This window comes from Streptomyces sp. NPDC058257 (assembly GCF_042881845.1).
Classification (GTDB): domain Bacteria; phylum Actinomycetota; class Actinomycetes; order Streptomycetales; family Streptomycetaceae; genus Streptomyces.
On the sequence record NZ_JBHVXJ010000022.1, the window covers coordinates 150,010 to 166,644 of the forward strand.

At 70.0% G+C, this 16,635-nt stretch carries 21 protein-coding genes and 1 tRNA gene; 11 read left to right on the plus strand and 11 right to left on the minus strand.

The features are described 5' to 3' along the window. Positions 1 to 128: 128 nt before the first annotated feature. The 3 genes from ACFVXC_RS35855 (at position 129) to ACFVXC_RS35865 (ending at position 1,319) form a co-directional block, all read left to right on the plus strand. Complete coding sequence (locus ACFVXC_RS35855) at positions 129 to 866, plus strand: HAD family hydrolase (protein ID WP_389914325.1); 738 nt, start codon at positions 129 to 131, stop codon at positions 864 to 866. Between the two features lie 9 nt (positions 867 to 875). Beyond that, a complete protein-coding gene (locus ACFVXC_RS35860; protein ID WP_389914237.1) occupies positions 876 to 1,022 on the plus strand; it encodes a hypothetical protein in 147 nt (48 codons plus the stop codon). An 81-nt stretch (positions 1,023 to 1,103) separates the two neighbouring features. After that, positions 1,104 to 1,319 (plus strand): zinc ribbon domain-containing protein, encoded by a 216-nt coding sequence (locus ACFVXC_RS35865; RefSeq protein ID WP_389914240.1) that lies wholly within the window; start codon positions 1,104 to 1,106, stop codon positions 1,317 to 1,319. Positions 1,320 to 1,857: 538 nt separating this feature from the next. Here the strand turns inward: ACFVXC_RS35865 and ACFVXC_RS35870 are convergent. The 4 genes from ACFVXC_RS35870 to ACFVXC_RS35885 all read right to left on the minus strand — a co-directional run bounded on the left by ACFVXC_RS35870 (position 1,858) and on the right by ACFVXC_RS35885 (position 5,638). Beyond that, entirely contained in the window at positions 1,858 to 2,847 is a 990-nt protein-coding gene (locus tag ACFVXC_RS35870; protein WP_389914243.1) for a sugar kinase, read from the minus strand. After that, on the minus strand, positions 2,844 to 3,488 hold the full coding sequence (locus ACFVXC_RS35875) for a bifunctional 4-hydroxy-2-oxoglutarate aldolase/2-dehydro-3-deoxy-phosphogluconate aldolase (RefSeq protein WP_389914247.1): 645 nt from the start codon (positions 3,486 to 3,488) through the stop codon (positions 2,844 to 2,846). Before ACFVXC_RS35875 ends, ACFVXC_RS35870 begins: the two co-directional genes overlap by 4 nt. Positions 3,489 to 3,524: 36 nt before the next feature. Then, positions 3,525 to 4,106, minus strand: a complete 582-nt coding sequence (locus ACFVXC_RS35880) for a DUF4383 domain-containing protein (RefSeq protein WP_389914249.1) — start codon at positions 4,104 to 4,106, stop codon at positions 3,525 to 3,527. A gap of 215 nt (positions 4,107 to 4,321) precedes the next feature. Then, positions 4,322 to 5,638: a hypothetical protein gene (locus ACFVXC_RS35885; protein WP_389914328.1), complete on the minus strand. Its 1,317-nt coding sequence runs from the start codon at positions 5,636 to 5,638 to the stop codon at positions 4,322 to 4,324. Positions 5,639 to 6,215: 577 nt separating this feature from the next. On the opposite strand from ACFVXC_RS35885, the gene ACFVXC_RS35890 reads away from it, so the two are divergent. From ACFVXC_RS35890 to ACFVXC_RS35905, 4 genes are all read left to right on the plus strand, one after another. Then, a tRNA-Val gene (locus ACFVXC_RS35890) sits at positions 6,216 to 6,287 on the plus strand. A 1,194-nt stretch (positions 6,288 to 7,481) separates the two neighbouring features. Beyond that, positions 7,482 to 8,123 (plus strand): peptidase inhibitor family I36 protein, encoded by a 642-nt coding sequence (locus ACFVXC_RS35895; RefSeq protein WP_389914252.1) that lies wholly within the window; start codon positions 7,482 to 7,484, stop codon positions 8,121 to 8,123. A gap of 586 nt (positions 8,124 to 8,709) precedes the next feature. Continuing rightward, entirely contained in the window at positions 8,710 to 8,928 is a 219-nt protein-coding gene (locus ACFVXC_RS35900) for a hypothetical protein (protein ID WP_389914255.1), read from the plus strand. 105 nt (positions 8,929 to 9,033) lie between these two features. Next, positions 9,034 to 9,369, plus strand: a complete 336-nt coding sequence (locus ACFVXC_RS35905) for a hypothetical protein (RefSeq protein WP_389914258.1) — start codon at positions 9,034 to 9,036, stop codon at positions 9,367 to 9,369. A gap of 211 nt (positions 9,370 to 9,580) precedes the next feature. On the opposite strand, the gene ACFVXC_RS35910 is transcribed toward ACFVXC_RS35905, so the two are convergent. Next, positions 9,581 to 10,087: a two-component system response regulator gene (locus ACFVXC_RS35910; protein ID WP_389914261.1), complete on the minus strand. Its 507-nt coding sequence runs from the start codon at positions 10,085 to 10,087 to the stop codon at positions 9,581 to 9,583. A gap of 340 nt (positions 10,088 to 10,427) precedes the next feature. On the opposite strand from ACFVXC_RS35910, the gene ACFVXC_RS35915 reads away from it, so the two are divergent. Together ACFVXC_RS35915 and ACFVXC_RS35920 are read left to right on the plus strand one after the other, a co-directional pair. Next, a complete protein-coding gene (locus ACFVXC_RS35915) occupies positions 10,428 to 11,630 on the plus strand; it encodes a hypothetical protein (RefSeq protein WP_389914264.1) in 1,203 nt (400 codons plus the stop codon). A 256-nt stretch (positions 11,631 to 11,886) separates the two neighbouring features. Beyond that, positions 11,887 to 12,192: a hypothetical protein gene (locus tag ACFVXC_RS35920; protein ID WP_389914266.1), complete on the plus strand. Its 306-nt coding sequence runs from the start codon at positions 11,887 to 11,889 to the stop codon at positions 12,190 to 12,192. Between the two features lie 115 nt (positions 12,193 to 12,307). Here the strand turns inward: ACFVXC_RS35920 and ACFVXC_RS35925 are convergent, their stop codons facing one another. From ACFVXC_RS35925 to ACFVXC_RS35945, 5 genes are all read right to left on the minus strand, one after another. Further along, entirely contained in the window at positions 12,308 to 12,691 is a 384-nt protein-coding gene (locus ACFVXC_RS35925; protein ID WP_389914269.1) for a peptidase inhibitor family I36 protein, read from the minus strand. Then, on the minus strand, positions 12,688 to 13,320 hold the full coding sequence (locus ACFVXC_RS35930) for a hypothetical protein (protein ID WP_389914272.1): 633 nt from the start codon (positions 13,318 to 13,320) through the stop codon (positions 12,688 to 12,690). The genes ACFVXC_RS35925 and ACFVXC_RS35930 overlap by 4 nt, the downstream gene beginning before the upstream one ends. A gap of 9 nt (positions 13,321 to 13,329) precedes the next feature. After that, positions 13,330 to 13,716 carry a hypothetical protein gene (locus ACFVXC_RS35935; protein WP_389914275.1) on the minus strand — a complete coding sequence of 129 codons (387 nt, stop codon included), beginning with the start codon at positions 13,714 to 13,716 and terminating at the stop codon, positions 13,330 to 13,332. Between the two features lie 236 nt (positions 13,717 to 13,952). After that, positions 13,953 to 14,300, minus strand: a complete 348-nt coding sequence (locus ACFVXC_RS35940) for a hypothetical protein (RefSeq protein WP_389914278.1) — start codon at positions 14,298 to 14,300, stop codon at positions 13,953 to 13,955. Positions 14,301 to 14,339: 39 nt separating this feature from the next. Beyond that, positions 14,340 to 14,687, minus strand: coding sequence for a hypothetical protein (locus tag ACFVXC_RS35945; protein WP_389914281.1), 348 nt, complete (start codon positions 14,685 to 14,687; stop codon positions 14,340 to 14,342). Positions 14,688 to 14,840: 153 nt separating this feature from the next. Between ACFVXC_RS35945 and ACFVXC_RS35950 the strand changes: the two genes are divergently transcribed. Further along, positions 14,841 to 15,098, plus strand: coding sequence for a DUF2277 domain-containing protein (locus ACFVXC_RS35950; protein WP_389914284.1), 258 nt, complete (start codon positions 14,841 to 14,843; stop codon positions 15,096 to 15,098). Positions 15,099 to 15,148: 50 nt separating this feature from the next. On the opposite strand, the gene ACFVXC_RS35955 is transcribed toward ACFVXC_RS35950, so the two are convergent. Continuing rightward, positions 15,149 to 15,778 carry a DedA family protein gene (locus tag ACFVXC_RS35955; protein ID WP_389914286.1) on the minus strand — a complete coding sequence of 210 codons (630 nt, stop codon included), beginning with the start codon at positions 15,776 to 15,778 and terminating at the stop codon, positions 15,149 to 15,151. A gap of 236 nt (positions 15,779 to 16,014) precedes the next feature. Here ACFVXC_RS35955 and ACFVXC_RS35960 point away from each other — a divergent pair, with 236 nt between their 5' ends. Beyond that, complete coding sequence (locus ACFVXC_RS35960; RefSeq protein WP_389914289.1) at positions 16,015 to 16,572, plus strand: superoxide dismutase family protein; 558 nt, start codon at positions 16,015 to 16,017, stop codon at positions 16,570 to 16,572. Positions 16,573 to 16,635 lie beyond the last annotated feature (63 nt).

Consider the following 16,635-nt stretch of genomic DNA (forward strand, 5'->3'; position numbering starts at 1 on the left):
CGAGCGCGGAGGAGAGTGCGGGAGTGGGCGCGGAAGCGAGTACCCGAGTGGGCGCATCCCGGCCGGTGTTGGTCGCGAGCGACCTCGACCGCACCCTCATCTACTCCGCCGCCGCCCTCGGCCTGACCATGCCCGACGCCGACGCGCCGCGCCTGCTCTGCGTCGAGGTGTACGAGAGCAAGCCGCTGTCGTATGTCACCGAGACCGCCGCCGGGCTCCTCGACGAGCTGGGCCGCGGAACGGTCTTCGTGCCGACGACCACGCGTACGCGCGAGCAGTACGGCCGCATTCAACTGCCGGGCCCCGCGCCGAAGTTCGCGATCTGTGCCAACGGCGGGCATCTGCTGGTCGACGGGGTTCCCGACCCCGAGTGGCGGGCGGGCGTCGGCCGCCGGCTCGCCGCCGAGTGCGCTTCGCTCGACGAGGTCCGCGCTCACATGGTGCGCACGGCCGACCCGGCGTGGCTCCTGAAGGAGCGGGTGGCCGAGGATCTCTTCGCCTATCTCGTCGTCGACCGCGCCCTGCTGCCGGAGGGGTGGGTCAAGGAGCTCGCCGGGTGGGCGGACGGCCGCGGCTGGACCGTCTCCTTGCAGGGCCGCAAGATCTACGCGGTGCCGAAGCCGCTGACGAAGAGCGCGGCGGTGCGCGAGGTGGCCCGCCGTATCGGCGCGGAGGAGATCCTCGCCGCCGGTGACTCGCTGCTCGACGCCGATCTGCTGCTCGCCGCCGACCGCTCGTGGCGTCCGGGGCACGGCGAGCTGGCCGACACGGGATGGACGGCGCCGGGGCTCACGGTGCTGCCGGAGCGGGGGGTCGCGGCGGGGGAGGAGATCCTGCGGGGGTTCCTCGCGGCGGCGGTTCGTTGAGGGCTGTCGGTGCTGTCGGTGCTGTCGGTGCTGTCGGTGCTGTCGGTGCTGTCGGTGCTGTCGGTGCTGTCGGTGCTGTCGGTGCTGTCGGTGCTGTCGGGGCTGTCGGTGCTGTCGGTGCTGTCGGTGCTGTCGGGGTGGGGGGCGAGTTTGTGACGAAGCCCCGCACTCCGGTTGAGTGCCTCTGCACCGAGGCCACGCACCCCGGTTGGTCCGCTCTGCCGCTAGCCTTGGCCCATGCCCCGATACGAGTACCGCTGCCGTTCCTGTGGCGACACCTTTGAACTGAGCCGCCCGATGGCCGAGTCCGCCGCCCCCGCGGCTTGCCCCGCCGGGCACGAGGACACGGTGAAGCTGCTGTCGACGGTGGCCGTCGGAGGCTCGGCCTCGGCGTCCGCCCCTGCACCGCGAGGCGGCGGTGGCGGCTGCTGTGGCGGGGGCTGCTGCGGCTAGCAGGCCGACGGTTCCAGGGCACCTCGCGAGGGGCGAGGGCGGCAAGGGGCGCGGCAGCGAGATACGCGGCTCCGCGGCGCGCGTGGACGCGGCCCGCTTCCACCGCCTCGCGGTTCTGTCGCCGTGTGGGCGCGACCGGCTCGTACCGCCCCGTGGGTCTGTCGTCGTGCTCCAGTGGCCTGAGAGTCTGTCGCCCGGTGGGCGCGACGGGCTTCCACTGCCTCGCGGTTCTGTCGTCGTGTGGGCGCGGCCGGCTTCCACCGCCTCGCGGGTTTGTCGCAGAGTGGGCGCGACCTGCTCCTACCCCGCCCCGTGGGTCTGTCGTCGTGCTCCAAGCGGCCCGAGAGCCTGTCGTCGCGTGGGCGCGACCAGCTCCGACTGCCTCGCGGGTTTGTCGCAGAGTGGGCGCGACCTGCTCCTACCCCGCCCCGTGGGTCTGTCGTCGTGCTCCAAGCGGCCCGAGAGCCTGTCGCCGCGTGGGCGTGGCCAGCTTCCACCGCCTCGCGGTTCTGTCGCCGCGCGCAGCGGCCCCGCAGTGCTAGCGCACCACAGTCCCGGGCCCTGCCCCGAGCAGCCCGAGTTCCGTTCGCGTGGGTGCCCCTTCCCAGTCCCCGTGCGATGCCACGGCGAAGGCGCCCGTCGTCACGGCCCGGTCCAGGCGCCCCGCCACATCCGCACCGTCGAGCAGCGCCGACAGATACCCGGCGACGAACGCGTCCCCCGCGCCCACGGCGTCCACCGCCCGTACCGGGCGCGCCGGAGTGTGCAGTTCGCCGTCGGCGGTGTACGCGGTGGCCCCGGCGGCGCCGAGCTTGACCACGACTTCGCGGACTCCTTGGGCGAGGAGCGCCTCGGGAAGGGCAGGGTCCTCGCCCGGCCCGGTCATCTCCGGTACGCACAGCGGCAGTTCGTCGTCCGACGCGATCAGGACATCGACGTACGGAATCCAGGAACGCATGACCGCGGCGGACTCCTCGTCGCTCCACAGACGCGAGCGGAAATTGACGTCGAGGCAGACCGTCGTGCCGTGCTCCCCGGCCAGTTCGAGGGCGCGGCGGCAGGCGGCCAGGGCGGAGGGGCCGAGGGCCGGGGTGATGCCGGTGAGGTGCAGGACGCGGGGTGCCCCGGGAACGGTGAAGGCGCCCTCGACCGCTGACACCGTGAGGCGTGAACCGGCGGAGCCCGCGCGGTAGTAGTGCACGCGGGTCACTTCGGGCAGCCGGGGTTCGAAGAGGATCAGGCCCGTGGGCGCGTCCGGATCGCGGGTCGCGCCGCTGACGTCGACCCCCTCGGCGCGCAGCGTGCGCAGCACGAGCTCACCCGCCTCGTCGTCGCCGACGGCACCCGCCCACCGCGTGGCGTGGCCGAGCCGGGCGAGGCCGATGGCCACGTTCGACTCGGCGCCCGCGATGGACACGTCCATCGAACCGCCCAGCTTCAGCGGCCCGCTGCCGCGCAGGGCGACCATGGTCTCGCCCAGGGTGAGGACGGTGGCGGCCTCCTGAACAGTCGCCGCGATGGCGCTCATCGACCCGCCCCCGCGACCGCCACGAACCGCGCCGCGCGCTTGCGCAGCGCGTCCAGGTCCCCGCCGTCCGCCGCGTCCCCGATGAGCGGGGAGCCGACGCCCACAGCGACCGCGCCGAGCGCCAGGTACTCCTCGGCGGCGGCCGCGTCCACGCCGCCCACCGGTACGAAGGGCAGGTCGGGGAAGGGGGCCCGCAGCGCCTTGAGATAGGCGGGGCCGCCCATCGCCGAAACGGGGAAGATCTTCAGCGCGGTCGCGCCTGCCGCGCTCGCCGCGATCACATCGGTGGGGGTCAGGACCCCGGCGGCGACGGGCAGTTCACGCCGTACGGCCTCATCCACTCCGGCCCCGAGGCCCGGCGTCACGATGAGATTGGCCCCCGCCTCCCAGGCGCGCCGCGCGTCGTCCGCGGTGAGGACGGTGCCCGCGCCCAGCCAGGCCTCGTCGCCGATTTCAGCGCGCGCCCGGCGCAGGACGCCCAGGGTGTCGGCGCCGCTGAGGGACACCTCGACGAGCGGCACGCCCGACTCGACGAGCGCCATGACCGTCCGGAAGGAGGCCTCCGCGTCGGTGCCGCGCACGATGGCGACCAGGCGCCGGGTCCGCAGGTCTTTACTGAAGGCAGTGGTGAGGTCCGACATGCCCCAAGGCTCGCACAGGGCGTTCAGCGTGCCTGCTCAGGGTGCTTGCGGTGCTTGTGGTGCTTGCGGTGCTTCGATGCGCTTGCGGTGCTCGGAGTGTTCAGCGTGCTGCTCGGGATGGCGCGCCCTCCAGTACGGGTTGTCGTGCGGCAGGGCCGAGCCGACCCTCCCGTACATCCCGAAGATCATCAGCAGGATGCCCACCACGAAGCTGAACAGGACGTTCGGCATGCGGAAGGCGAGGAAGTTGAGGCCGGTGTCGAGGAAGGCGAGGTTGACGAAGCCGCTGAGGATGAAGGCGCAGCCCAGAACCATGTTGAGCGTCGAGGCGAAGTTGCCGCCGATCACCATGCCGACGAACAGGAGCAGCCCGACGCAGATCGACAGGACGCTGAGCGCGCCGTTGGTGTTCAGACCGGCGACGGTGTCGCCCCCGGTGTCGAAGAAGCCGATCTTGTCGATCAGGCCGAGGACGCCGAACGCGAGCAGGACGAGCCCCATGAGGCCCGCGCCGACGCGGTAGACCGTGCTGAGGCGGTGGTCGACGGGCAGGTGCTCGTTCAGCGTGACGTGCCGCCTGGGCCGCTTCGGCCCTGTCTGAAGTACATGCGTGGCCATGTCCGCCTCCCTTGGGTATGCGCGGAGGCCGCTTCTGTACGTTGTCACTTCTGTACATTTTTACTGCTGACGCCCGCGTCCGGAGACGTCGGCGTACGTAACTCCAGGATCCGCCCGCGGGCCCCGGACCGCCAGCAGAGGCGCTCGAACCAGCCGACCTCAGGCCCCCAGGCCCCCAGAGGCCCCCAGGCTGCTAGGCCTCTCGCCCTTCGGCCCTAGGCTCCGTGCCCCCGCTCCTCCCGGATCTGGCCGACCACCCGCGCCACCGTCTGCCGCACGGCTTCGGTCTCGGTCAGGAAGTGCCAGTAGTCCGGGTGGCGGCCCTCCAGGGAGGCCACCGCGCGGTCCAGGCGGGCTACGGACTCGTCGAGCGGGCGGGCGTGCCGCTGCTCCGGGGTCTGGCGCCCCGCCATGGCCAGGCGCTGGGCGTCGCGGATCGCGAAGCGGGTGCGCTCGATCTCCTGCTGGGGGTCCTTCGACACCGCGTTGAGCCGCTGCAACCGGTCGCCGGCGGCCGATACCGCCTCGTCCGTCGAGTTCAGCAGGGCGCGGACCGTGGAGAGCCGGGCGGTGGCGTCCGGCCAGCGCTGCTCTTCGCGCGCCTGCCGGGCCTCCTTGAGCTTGGCCTCGGCCTGCCGTACGTTCTCCGCGGCCTCGTCCGGCACGCGCTGCAGGTCCTGCCAGCAGGCGGCCGTGAAACGCCGCCGCAGCTCGCTGAGGACCGGGTCGACCTGGCCGCTGCGGGTGGTGAGCGCCTGCGCGCGCGTACGCAGCGAGACGAGGCGGCGGTCTATCTCGGCGGCCCGCTCCGGCAGCTGCTCGGCCTCGGCCCGCACGGCTTCGGCGTCCCGAAGGACGCGGTCGGCCCGCTGCAGTGTCTCCGGCACGCCGTGCTGCCCGGCCCCTTGATTGAGCTTGGTCAGCTCCGGGCCGAGCGCGGCGAGGCGTGCGGCGAGGTCGTCGGCCTTGAGCCCGGCCTCTCGTACGGCATCGAGGGCGTTGCTGGCGGCCAGCAGTGTCTGGCGGGCGCGCTCGACGGCCGGGGCGAGCCGGGCGAGCTGCGTCTCCGCCTTGTCCAGCAGGGGCCCGAGTCCTTGCTGGAACCGCTCCAGGTCGCCCCTGGCCTTGTCCAGCTCGCCCTTGGCCTGGGTGAGCTCGGTGCGTGCGCGGGCGGCGACGGAGGTCTCCAGGTCATCGCGGTCGAGGTCGTGCGCGTCCACCGCGTCGATGTACTGATGGCTGGCCTCGTCGATGCGCCGCCCGATGGCCTCGAAGTCGGATACCGCCCGCTGCGCGGCGGGCGTGGAGTCGACGGCCACGATGGTCTCGATGGAGATCCGCAGATCGCGCTGGGCGGTGTCCAACTCGTAAAAGGCAGCGGCCGCCGCGTCCTTGGCGGCTTGCGCGTCGGCCCGCACGCTCTCGCCGCGTCCGCCGAACCAACGCCGGGTGCCGCCACCGGCGAAGGCGGAGGGAAGGGCGAGGGCGAGGAGGGGGAGGGGCAGGAGGGCGAGCGCCACGGCATCGCGCAGAGGGGACGGGCGGTGCGGGCGGTGCGGGCGGTGCGGGCTGTGCGGGCTGTGCGGGCGGAGCCCACCGTCCCGGTCGTTCTGGGGGCCCTGGAGGTTCTGCCGGTCGTCCGTACGGTGAGGCGGTCGCACGCTCCCGCAGCGACGTACATCCTCATCCGGCACCAGCACCAGCACCACTGAACCGCTGGACGTAACCGGCGTGTACGGCTGCGAAGGTGTCGCCGTCACTATCCCTCTCCCGTGCTGTCATCCGCCTTGCCCGGTGTCACATTCTCCCACCGGTTAATGACGAATACACGGGCCGGTTAGTTCGCGCCGCGCATCGTGACTTTGCCGCCTTCGCTACGGGCGGACACCAGGTGCGGACTACCACTGTCGCGGGGAACGGAAACATCAACGGCCCCGTTGGCGGTCTTGGCCGCCACGTCGTGCGAACGGACGCGTGCCGAGCGGACGCCGGTCGCATCGCCCGCTCTCCCCCGAGCGCCGTGGACCCGCCGAACCACCGGGGCACCTTGATCACCCATACGGGTTTGCGGGGCGGGGCCACAGGCAGGGTAGGCTGTCGAAACATCCCGGGCGCGTAGCTCAGTGGTAGAGCGCTGCCCTTACAAGGCAGATGTCGGCGGTTCGAAACCGTCCGCGCCCACCGCAGTAACCCGCTGGTAAGCGGTACGAACGGCCCCTCAAGCTTGATCAGTTGAGGGGCCGCTTTCATGCGCGAGTCCACATCGTGGCCACATTTCCCGCCGATCATGAGATCGGCGGCACTCGCACGAGGGAATGGCACAGGCCAGGGCCGCGCATAGAGTCGCTCATGACGAGGGCTGGTGTGCCTTCCCGCGCAGGCGGACACGTGAACACCTCCTACCCTCCTACCGTTACCCTCCCGCGACACCTGCCCCGAGAGAGCCGGTCGCGAGTGAGCCCACCCGGGTCTGGGGGTGGAGGTATATGCAAGCCGCATCCATCAGATCCGATCGAGAGCGCTCTCGCAACGAGGCATGTACCTGTCATGCGAACGAGCGATCTAATCGCATAGGGCACGCGCTCCGCCCTCATTGACCACTTGCTCCTCATCGCCGACATCCTCGACATGCCGCTTCGCGCCCTCGTCCAACCGGACCGCGGGCTGCGGTGCGGCACCTCTCGCGCGGCGGCCCGCGCCGCCCGCGGAGCCTTGCTCTCCTGCCCCCTCGGCCGCTGGCACTCGCAGGGACACCAGACCTCGGGCACGGCGACGGGCCGGCCCCTCTCGATGGCGCGCGTGGTCGAGAGATCGCAGGCAGGCACGGCCGCGTACTTGCTGCTCGGACAGCGCGCCCGGGTCCGGTACGTGGACTGGCGGCGCCTGGAGTGTGCTTCTCGGTCCGCTTCCCGCGCCGGACGCTGGGCCCGAAGTCTCGGCCATGTCGACTCCTGTTGGTCGGCCATACCCCGGGGCCGTTCACGCGGTTGCCGGGGTGTTGCTCCGTGAGGTCTGTGGATGCTTCCGGGCGTGCCGGATCTGCGGCTGGGTGCGGGACATGATCGGCGGGAATGCAACTACAGGCCCAGCGGCGCTCCTTAGTCTTCCGGCGGCGCTCGGGAGGAGCAAGCGCGAGTGGGCTTCACCAGCCGTTCCCATAAAGATCCAATAACGGACATCTACGTCGTAATCCGTGCGGTGTGGCGACCTTGGGGGCGGCAACGGCACTTTGATGAGCACGAGTTGACGGGTATTCCGTCCCTGTGTGTCCGTTTGCTTGGTATTGACCACGAGATATACAGGAAAGTTCGATAAGTGCGCTACTGGTAGCGTCCGTGCCTGTTCAGCCAAGATCAACCGCTCGGAGTTCCTTAAGTGAATCGCTCGCTCGCCGCCAGCGCCACGGCAGTTGCCGTCCTCGCCCTCAGCGCACTAACCACTTCCTCTGCCCAGGCCGACACGTCCAGCGAGCGCCTCCAGAAGTCGATCGATGAGCAGATAGCCGAGTACGGCGGGACGCAGGTTTCCGACTACGCCGTCGCCTACGACGACGGCGCAGTTGTCGTGTTCCCCAACCCCGTTACCGGTGAAGCTCCAGACAACCTCGGAACAGGAACTCGCCAGGGTCGGGCACAGAGCTACAACCTGGACACCGACCCGAATGACAACGTCGGGCTGCGGTCCGCGGTCCAGGGCTGCCCCTCGGGGTGGACCCCCAACTCGGACTGGTTCTGCTTCTACCAGTACAAGAATTTCAAGGGAAAGCGCTGGCAGTTCAAGGACACCAGTGTCGGATATGCCGCCAACTGGGGATTCGATAACAAGACGTCGTCGTGGGTGAATAACCGCTCGGATTGGGTTATCGACACCTACCGTATCCTTGACTCGAAGTGCCGAGGTAAGGACTCTATGTTTGTTATGGGGCACGGAAAGTCCTCGGCGGTGGACTCCAGGGTGGACAACAAGCTCACGGCCTGGAAGGCCCAGCATGTCAAGAACTGGCCCGGTTGCAGCTGAACCGAGCTGGTGGAAGGAGGAACCCCTATGTCTAAGCTGCGAATTGCTATCGCAGTAACCAGTGTCGCTGCCGTAGCGTTCGGCGTCTATGGCCTGCTGTGGGCGCCGGAGCCCGGCACCCCCTCTACCTCTGTGGGCAGCTACTTGGATAGCCGCTGAGGGTATTTAGGCCCCAGCAGAGAGGCCCCGCCGCGTCAGGGGCGGCGGGGCCTCGGCGCGCCTCTAAGCGTCCGGGCGGGTAATGCTCACCACATATGGTGGCCTACGGGAACTCTCAGGCTTCCCCGGAGTGCCTAACGTGACTGCCTCCCTCCATGTTGTGATCTTGGTGGCCACGTCCCCGTACCCGTCTGAGGGGGCGTCACATTTATGGGGGGGGCTTCATGCGGAGTGTCGCGACCAGAGTCATAGCGTTGTCCACTTACGGCTACAGCGCCAACCGGTACACCAACTGCTCTCCGCCGGTAACAAGAAGTACATGGAATTCTGGGCGCCGTACCGCGAGGGATGGACCATCAGCTAGGTTCCAACCCTGCCCGCCCGATGAGACAGCCGTCGGGCGGGCGCAACTCTTCAGGAGAAGCTCATGGGCCGATGCGTGGCCGTGTCCGTCTGCTCCGGCGCCAGGACAGTGACGGTAGTTGAAAGGGAGAACCCAAAGGGCGACCCCACCACCGTCAAGTGCAGCAGCCCCGTGACCATCGGGCGGGTCTACGGTGACCCGGTGAAGCAGAAGCTGGCCATCCAGGCAGCTGACGGCGCTCGTTGGACGCTCGCGGTCGTCGATGGAGAGCGCCCCTTCTGAGCGCCCGCACGTTAGCTGGTGGGGGAATGGTCTACCCACCAACCGAACGGTGACTACACAAGGCGGCCCGGGAAATCCGCCTCCCCACCCCGAAGAGGGACGGATGTGGCAGACCAGTCGGAACAGGTGCGGCGCGTGCGTGAAGCCATCGCCGCCGTGGCGGTAGACACGCCGCCCGCAGAGCGAGCCCATCGGCTGGAAGCAGCCATGGATGATGCTGCTCGCCTGGAGTGGAGACGGCGCGGGCAGGAGGCGGTGCGGGAGATGACTGAGCAGCTGTGTCAGGAGCTCGCTCAGCACCAGAATTCCACGGTTGAGAAGGTGTGGGGACGCCTCGTCGCTGACCAATTCCGGGATCTGTCCAGCCTCCAGCCCTCTCAGGAGAAGACGGCGCCGAGCGTCGTGAGGCAGGCGGAAAGGGCCGCTGCTGTGGGCGCGTAATGTCCGTGAGGCAACCCCCGACGCCCGGCCCGCACGGGCCTTCTCGTCGAGGTGGTCGCCGCGCTTGGCCAGACCGACGCTGTACGTCCATGAGCGCGGTGAACGGTCCGCCTGCCCGCCCCCACCCGCGCGCGTAGCCATAGCGCGGCGTACGGAGCCGTGCGGCGGCCGGTGTACCCAGCCGTGATCGGCGGCCTTCACGAAGGGGCGTTCACGTCTCCATCTGGGGGCCGGGAGCGCACCGTGACGCGGAGTGACTGTTGTCCGTTGTCCCGATGCTGCCGTCCTTCAGCTGGGCCCGGAGTTCATCGATCTCCAGCTGCATGGATTTCATCTGCTGGTGGGTGTCGAAGAGGTAGCGGACCTTGGTGCGCAGGGTCAGCGGATCGATGGGCTTGAGGGCGATGTCGGCCACGCCGAGCAGGAAGGCCGTCGAGGCTATGTCGCGGCTGACGTCGAAGCCGGTCAGCAAGATGATGGGGATGGACCGCGTCTGGTCCAGTCGGCGTACATAGCGCACGACGTCGAGACCGCTCACGCCCGGCATGCGCACGTCGAGCAGGATGAGCCCGACGTTCCCGCGCAGGACCATCCTGAGGGCGTCGTCCCCGTTGGTCGCGCTCACCATCGGGTAGCCGAGAGGGGCCAACGCGCTCTCCAGCGCGAACAGGGTGTCCTTGTGGTCATCGACTACGAGGATCACGGAGTTGGTAGGCATGGACTCGAGCCCCCTCTGTCCGTAACCACGCTATGCCGATGCCGAGTTGCAGTATCCATTCGTCACCACACGGGCGGTACCTAAGTGCATGACGGCAGTATCAACGGCAACAGAGGAAGCGCCCATTCCAGCCGTGGGCGGAAGAGGCCGTCCACGGTCGGCGGCGGATCGCGGCAGGCCGCCGTGCGGGTCGGCTCGCGCTCCTCGGCTCGCGCTGGGCCGTCCTCGCCGAACCGCCGCCGGGGGAGTTCCACCAGTGGCGGGGCGGAGCAAGCGTGCATAGAACGGGAGACACGTACACCTACGGGGTGAGGACGCCCCGCTGAAATGGAGAACGAAAATGGCCGCTGAGTCATTCTCTGCCGCAGGGGACATATCCGGAACCGACGAGCCGCTGGTTTCGACGTCGGTTCACTGGGGGACCGTGCAGCTCGGCGTCCCGCTCCGCGATCAGCCTGTTCTGCGGCCGCACGCGGAGGACCCCGACACCGATCAGGTCGCCCTCGACACCGGCCAGGTGGCCCGCGACACCGGCCAAGGCGCCGATGACGCAACCCCGGAACAGGCCGCGCCCGGCGCCGACGACGACGCCGTGGAAGAGCTCATACGCGTTGCCGTCGTGTCCAGGCCCCTGGACGACGTCGTCGACCTCGTCACTCGTCTGGAGCAGTCACCTGACGGCATGCCGACCGCCGCCTCGGTGCTCCGTCTGGCGGCCGTGGCCCGCTCTGTCGACGACGTCACTCAGCTGGTGGAACTGCTCGGCCCGCCGCAACACCCCGTCGAGCACATGGATGAGGCCATTCGGCACGCCGCCGAAGAACGGCCTATTCCGGAGGTCAGCCGTCTAGTTCACCTGCTGTCCCGCCCCCCGCACGACCCGCACAGCGGCGCCGAGGCGGTGCACGCCGCGGGTACGACTAGATCCGTCGAGGATCTGATGCAGCTGATCGGCAGCCTCAAGGAGCAGAAGGAACACGAGGAACACGAGGGGCATGGGGGACACGAGGAGCATGGGGAAGACGGCGGAGCCGTGGACGCCGACAGCGTCGGGGCCGGAACTCCGGCCGCGCCGACCGCTTCGCCCGCCGAGGCCGGGCACCCCTCAACCGCCCCGGCCGCCCCGGCCGCACACGCACAGGGCAAGACACTCCTGGCGTGGCTGCGCCGCGCGGCAGGCGGCCTTCTTCTGCTCTGTGCGGCGGCCCACTTCCCGCTGAACTGGTCGGACGCGTCCACCCTCAGCGTCTCCGCCGCGCTCGGCGTCGTCGCCGTCTGTGCCGTGACGGGCCTGGCACTGTGCCTGAGCCGATCGCCGATCGTCGCCGTCGTGAGCACCTTGGTGGCGGGTGCGCTGACCGTCAGCCACCTCGTGGATGACCGGATCGACTCCACGACGCTCTCCTACGTGCTGCGGCCCGACGGGGTGACAGCACCGATCCCGGCCCTGTCGGCGGTGGCCGCCGCGCTGGCCTCACTGCTGGTCGTGGCACTCACGGTGGCGGGCCTCAGGGCCGCGGCCAACCGGAGCGCCAAGCTGTAGGACAGGCCGCGGGACAAGCTGTGGGAAGAGACCGGGTGGCCCGGCAGGACACTGCTCCTGCCGGGCCACCCGGCGTCGGCGATGACCGCCGGAAGGAGCAGAGGCGCAGGACATCGATCGGGTGGTCGGCCAGAACCTTGGCGATCACGCGAGAGTTGGGGAATTCGGCAAGGGCTGTGTGAGTGTCCGACCTGCGGATGCTTCGGGCGTACGACCGTCGTGCTGCCGCCGGGCCCTGCCGGAAGGGATCCACCTCGTGAAGATCGCCAAGGCTGCCGCTGGTGTCGTCGGTTTCGGGCTCGCCCTGGGGGCCGTTTCTCCCGCGTTCGCCGCGCCGCAGCCGCCCGCCGACGGTGGGACGCGGCTGCTCGACTCCGTCACGAGGACGACGGAGGAATCGACGCGGGACCTGCAGGGGACTCTCGGCGGGGTCGACGTCGACGAGAAGACCGGCGAGCTGACGGCTGACAACCCCGCGGCTGCCACCTCCGTGGTCGACGAGGCGGCTCTGGGGGCGGTCTCGATGCTCGGGGGGCTTCCCGCGGGCGCGCCGACCGGCTGACCTGTCGGGGCGGTGTTCGGGCTGACCCGCCGGGGCGGTGTTCAGAGGGCGGTGCACCCCGTGGCCATGGTGGCCGTGGTGGCCGTGGCAGGGGTGCACCGTGGTGGGGCGACAGCTAGCACTCCATCTTCCAGGTATGGGAGTCGCCGCTGTCGTTGGCCCAGCCGCTGGGAGTGGCGATCTCCTGGCCGGGGCCCAGGCAGACCGTGCCGAAGCCGACCAGGCCCGGGTTCTCGTAGACCTGGACGTGGTCCTTGATGCCGGGGCCGGAGATGCCGTGGTTGGCCCAGGAGGAGTCCTGGTCCTGGATGGGGTCCTCCCAGTCGTGGTCGTCGCCCGACCAGTTCGTGCGCTGGCCGCCGAAGTTCGCGTCCGTCCAGGCGCAGAACTGGCCGCTGGGGCACGAGGCGGCCTGGGCCGTGGCCGACGAGGCAACGGCGGTGCCAAGTGCCAGGAGCGTGGCGGCGAGCAGGGCCGTGGGCTTGTGACTACTGATCATGATGCGTGCTTCTCTCTCTGCTGCTGTGCTGTGAGTCGGGTCGTGGCCTGGTGCAGGGCGTGTGTGTGCAGGGTTCGCCAGTCGGCCAGGTCCTGCCGGTGCTCGGCGCGGACCGACGTGAGGGTGCGGTGGCGGTATGCCGCCTCCGGCTTGAGGTTGTTGGCGATCGTGGAGACCTCGAACCAGCGCCGTTGGTCGCCGTAGAGCGTGCGTTGTGCCGCGGCGAGGCAGCCGTCCGTGTGGGCGCGCACGGTGTACCCGGTGGCGAGTTTGAGGGAGAGCTCCGTGCGGCCCGTACCGAACAGGGCTGCTGCCGTGCGCTCCTGGGCCCGGACTGACTGTTCGCCCGGGTTACGTGGATTACTCGCGGTGCCGTTGTAGTCGCCGCTGTGGCTGTGGCTGTGGCTGTGGCTGTGGCTGTATCTGTGGCTGTCGTTGCCGTGGTGCGGGCGTGGTGGCGTGAGGCCCTGCCTCTTCAAGCAGTCGTCCGTCAGCTGTTGTTGGGCTGACCTGATGACGTCGTCCGGTGGCAGCGCGGGGGCTGTGGGCGACTGCGCGCACGCGCTCAGGAGGAGCAGGGAGGGCGAGAGGAACAGCGCGGCCAGGAGTGGCCGTGGGCGGTGGGGCATCTACGTACGTCAGCCCTGCTCGCAGCCCATGGTCGTATCGCTCACGCCGTCCAGCTTGGTGGCCCAGGCCGTCCAGTTCTCGTCGTAGTCGCCCGGGCGGATCTCGCGGTAGAGACAGCCGGATCCAGGGCCGAAACTGATGGCGTAGACAGTGCCGTTGACGCGCGACTCGAAGGAGTAGGCGTGGCGCTGTGTGCCGTTCTCGGCCTCCGCGTAGCCGGGCGGGCCGTAGCACCAGGCCTGGCCCATCATGCCGGGCTCGGTCCAGAAGCAGACCTGCCCGGGGGGTGTCGCGACACTCGGTCGGGTGGCGTGGGGTTCGGCGGTGGCCGAAGGGGCGACCGCGGTCAGAAGGGCCGCGAAGGCGGCGGTGACTACGGCGGTTCCGAAGCGCATGCGAGTGAACTCCCGGGGCTGGTCGATGCGTTGTGCATGACCTCAATCCCCAGCGTTTGCGCAGGTAAGCGCGCTGTCACCCGGAATGATTACTAGTAGTACCGGCAATGCGGCCGCCCGCTGACGACCGCACCGTTCGATGTCCGCTCGACGCTCGATCTGCGCCCGGCGCCCGGATCCGCGCCCGGATCCGCGCCCGGATCTGCGCCCGGATCGGCACCCCGTCGGCCTCCCGATCAGCGCCCCGAATCGGGATGCGTCCGGCGGTACCTGCGGTCCCAGCGCTCCTGGCGTTCTTTCCGGATGCGGTAGTCGCGGTAGGTCTTGGGGATACCACCACCGCCACCACCCCCACCGCCACCTCCGGGACCACCGCTTCCGCCCGCCCCGCTTCCGGCCGCGCCGCTCCCGCCCGCCCCGCTTCCGCCCGAGCGGCTCCCGCTGCCGCTGCTCTTTCCCGAGCCCCCGCGGTCGTACTGCTGGATCATGAAGAAGATGAGCGCCGCGGCGGCCAGCCACAGAATTGGCTGGCTGAAGCCCAGGCCGATCAGTGTAAGAAGCAGGACCACCAGCAGAATATTCATGCCAGCACCTCCTCGGCGTAGCTGAGTCAACGCCCGCTGTCACTCGGTGTCAATGGCTTTCTCGTGGGCGTGTTTGAGTCGTGCGCGAGCCGCCACGGCGTCCGGTCCCGTCACCTCGTCCCAGAAGCGGTGACAGGTGACGAACACCGCCAACTCCCTTTCCCGCGAGCGAAGTTTCTCTACTTCCGCTTGTTGGTCCGAGGTCCAGCCGGGGGAGGCCGGGCGTTCCACCTTGCGCCAGCCGTGGTCGTCGCTGAAGCCGTCGAGCGGCGTGACCGACCAGGGGAGCCGCTTCAGCAGGGCCAGGAGTTCGGCCCGGACCTGGTGCAGTTCCTCCTGACCCGCGAGAAGGTCGTCAGGGAAGTCGTATGCAGGGGTTGCAGGCACGCGGTAATGCTACTCCTGTTCGAATTTCGAGTGCGAGGGGTCTCGTGGGGTCCGGCGAGATCCCGCGGGTTCTGGTGGTGTCCGGCGAGGTCTCGTGGGGCCCGTGGGCGTGACGGCTTCACGCCCGCGCCTCACTCGCGGCAAGCTGTATACATGTGCCGAAGCATCAAGACGCTCCGTCCGCCCGCCATCCCCGAGGACGCCACCGAGGAGGAGATCCGGGCCGCCGCGCTCCAGTACGTGCGCAAGGTCTCGGGGTTCCGTGCCCCGGCCGCGCACAACCGCGAGGTCTTCGACCGCGCCGTGGACGCGGTCGCCGAAGCCACCGCCGAGCTGCTCGCCGGGATCGAGGTGCGAGGGGGCAGGCCGAGGGCGGCCGAGCAGGCTGCCGAGGACGCCCCGGCGGCTTAGCCCGACGCCACCGTGCGCGCAGCGCAGCCCGCCGTCACCGTGCGCGCAGCCTAGTTCGCCGTCACCGTACGTGGCCGCCGCACCAGGAACGCCGCCCCCGCGCCCGCCGCGAACAGGGCGACCAGTGAGACGCCCGTGGCCAGCCACGTCGCGCCGAGCCACTGCCCGCCGAAGTAGCCGAGCGCGACGCTGTAGCCCGCCCAGGCCACGCCCGCGAGCGCCGACCAGGGCAGGAACTCACGTACCTTGCGGTGTGCCGCGCCCGCCGCGAGCGAGACGATCGAGCGGCCCGCCGGGGCGAAACGTGCGACCACGACCAGGACGCCGCCGCCGCGGGCGAGTGCCGTGCCGAGTCGTTCCTGCGCCGTGGTGAGGCGGCGCGAACGGGCGATGGCGCGGTCCAGGCGCTTGTTGCCGCGCCAGGCGAGGCGGTAGACGGCCAGGTCGCCGAGTACCGAGGCGGTGGCCGCGCAGAGCAGGAGGAGCAGGATGTCGGGGACCTCGCGCGCGACGCTCCCCGCCCCCGTGCTCGCCGTGCCGGCCGCGGTCGCCGCGGTGGCCGCCGTGATGACGAGGACGCCGCTCGGCAGCACCGGCAGGACGATGTCGAAGAGCACGGAAAGTGCCACTACCGCGTAGATCCATGGGCTGCTGGTCAGTGAGCCCAGACTCTCAAGCACCGGAATTCCCCGTAACTCCCCGGTCGACGACTTGACTGCCGCGACAGCGCGGGGAGCGGCAGGGGCGGCTTGGTGACAGCTGTACAGCGTACGCCGCGCTCGCCGCCGGAGATCCGCTGGGGGCTCATATGTTCGCTACATCACGTTCACCCGGCTGCCGCTCTCGGCGCGACGTACGGCGCCGAAGTCCCGTACCAACAGAGTGAGTCAACGGACGGTACGGAAGGAGCGGGACGATGGTGGCAGGAATGCTCGCCGGGACCCTGGCGGTGGCGGTGTTCGCGGCGGGCGGCGGTGTGGCCGGCGGGGACGAGGCGCCTTGTTACCGGCAACGGGTCGGGGCGCGGTTCGCGCCGCCCACGGCCTTCATCCCTTCGTCGGCGATCACGTACGACCAGAAGCTCGTGCCCGCCGGATCCTCGATCGAGGTCGAGCAGCGCGGCGGTCCCGGCGACATGGCGGTCACGGTGCGCGTGAAGGGCCTGAAACCGGGTCACGCGTACGGCGCCCATGTGCACCAGAAGCCGTGCGGCGCCGACCCGGCCGCGGCCGGCGGGCACTACCAGCACCGTGAGGACCCGGTTCAGCCGTCGAAGGACCCGGCCTACGCCAACCCGGAGAACGAGGTCTGGCTGGACTTCACCGCGAACCCGGACGGCTCGGGCGGGGCGAGCGCCCGCCACGGCTGGGAGTTCCGTGCGGGCGGGGCCGGATCCGTCGTGCTGCACCGGGAGCAGGGCGGCGCGGGGGACCGGGTGGCGTGCTTCACGGTGCCGTTTGCTCCCGTGGGCTGAAGCTCCAGAACGTACGGTGCCCCCTCCCGCGTAGATGTACGCGGGAGGGGGCACCGTACGTTC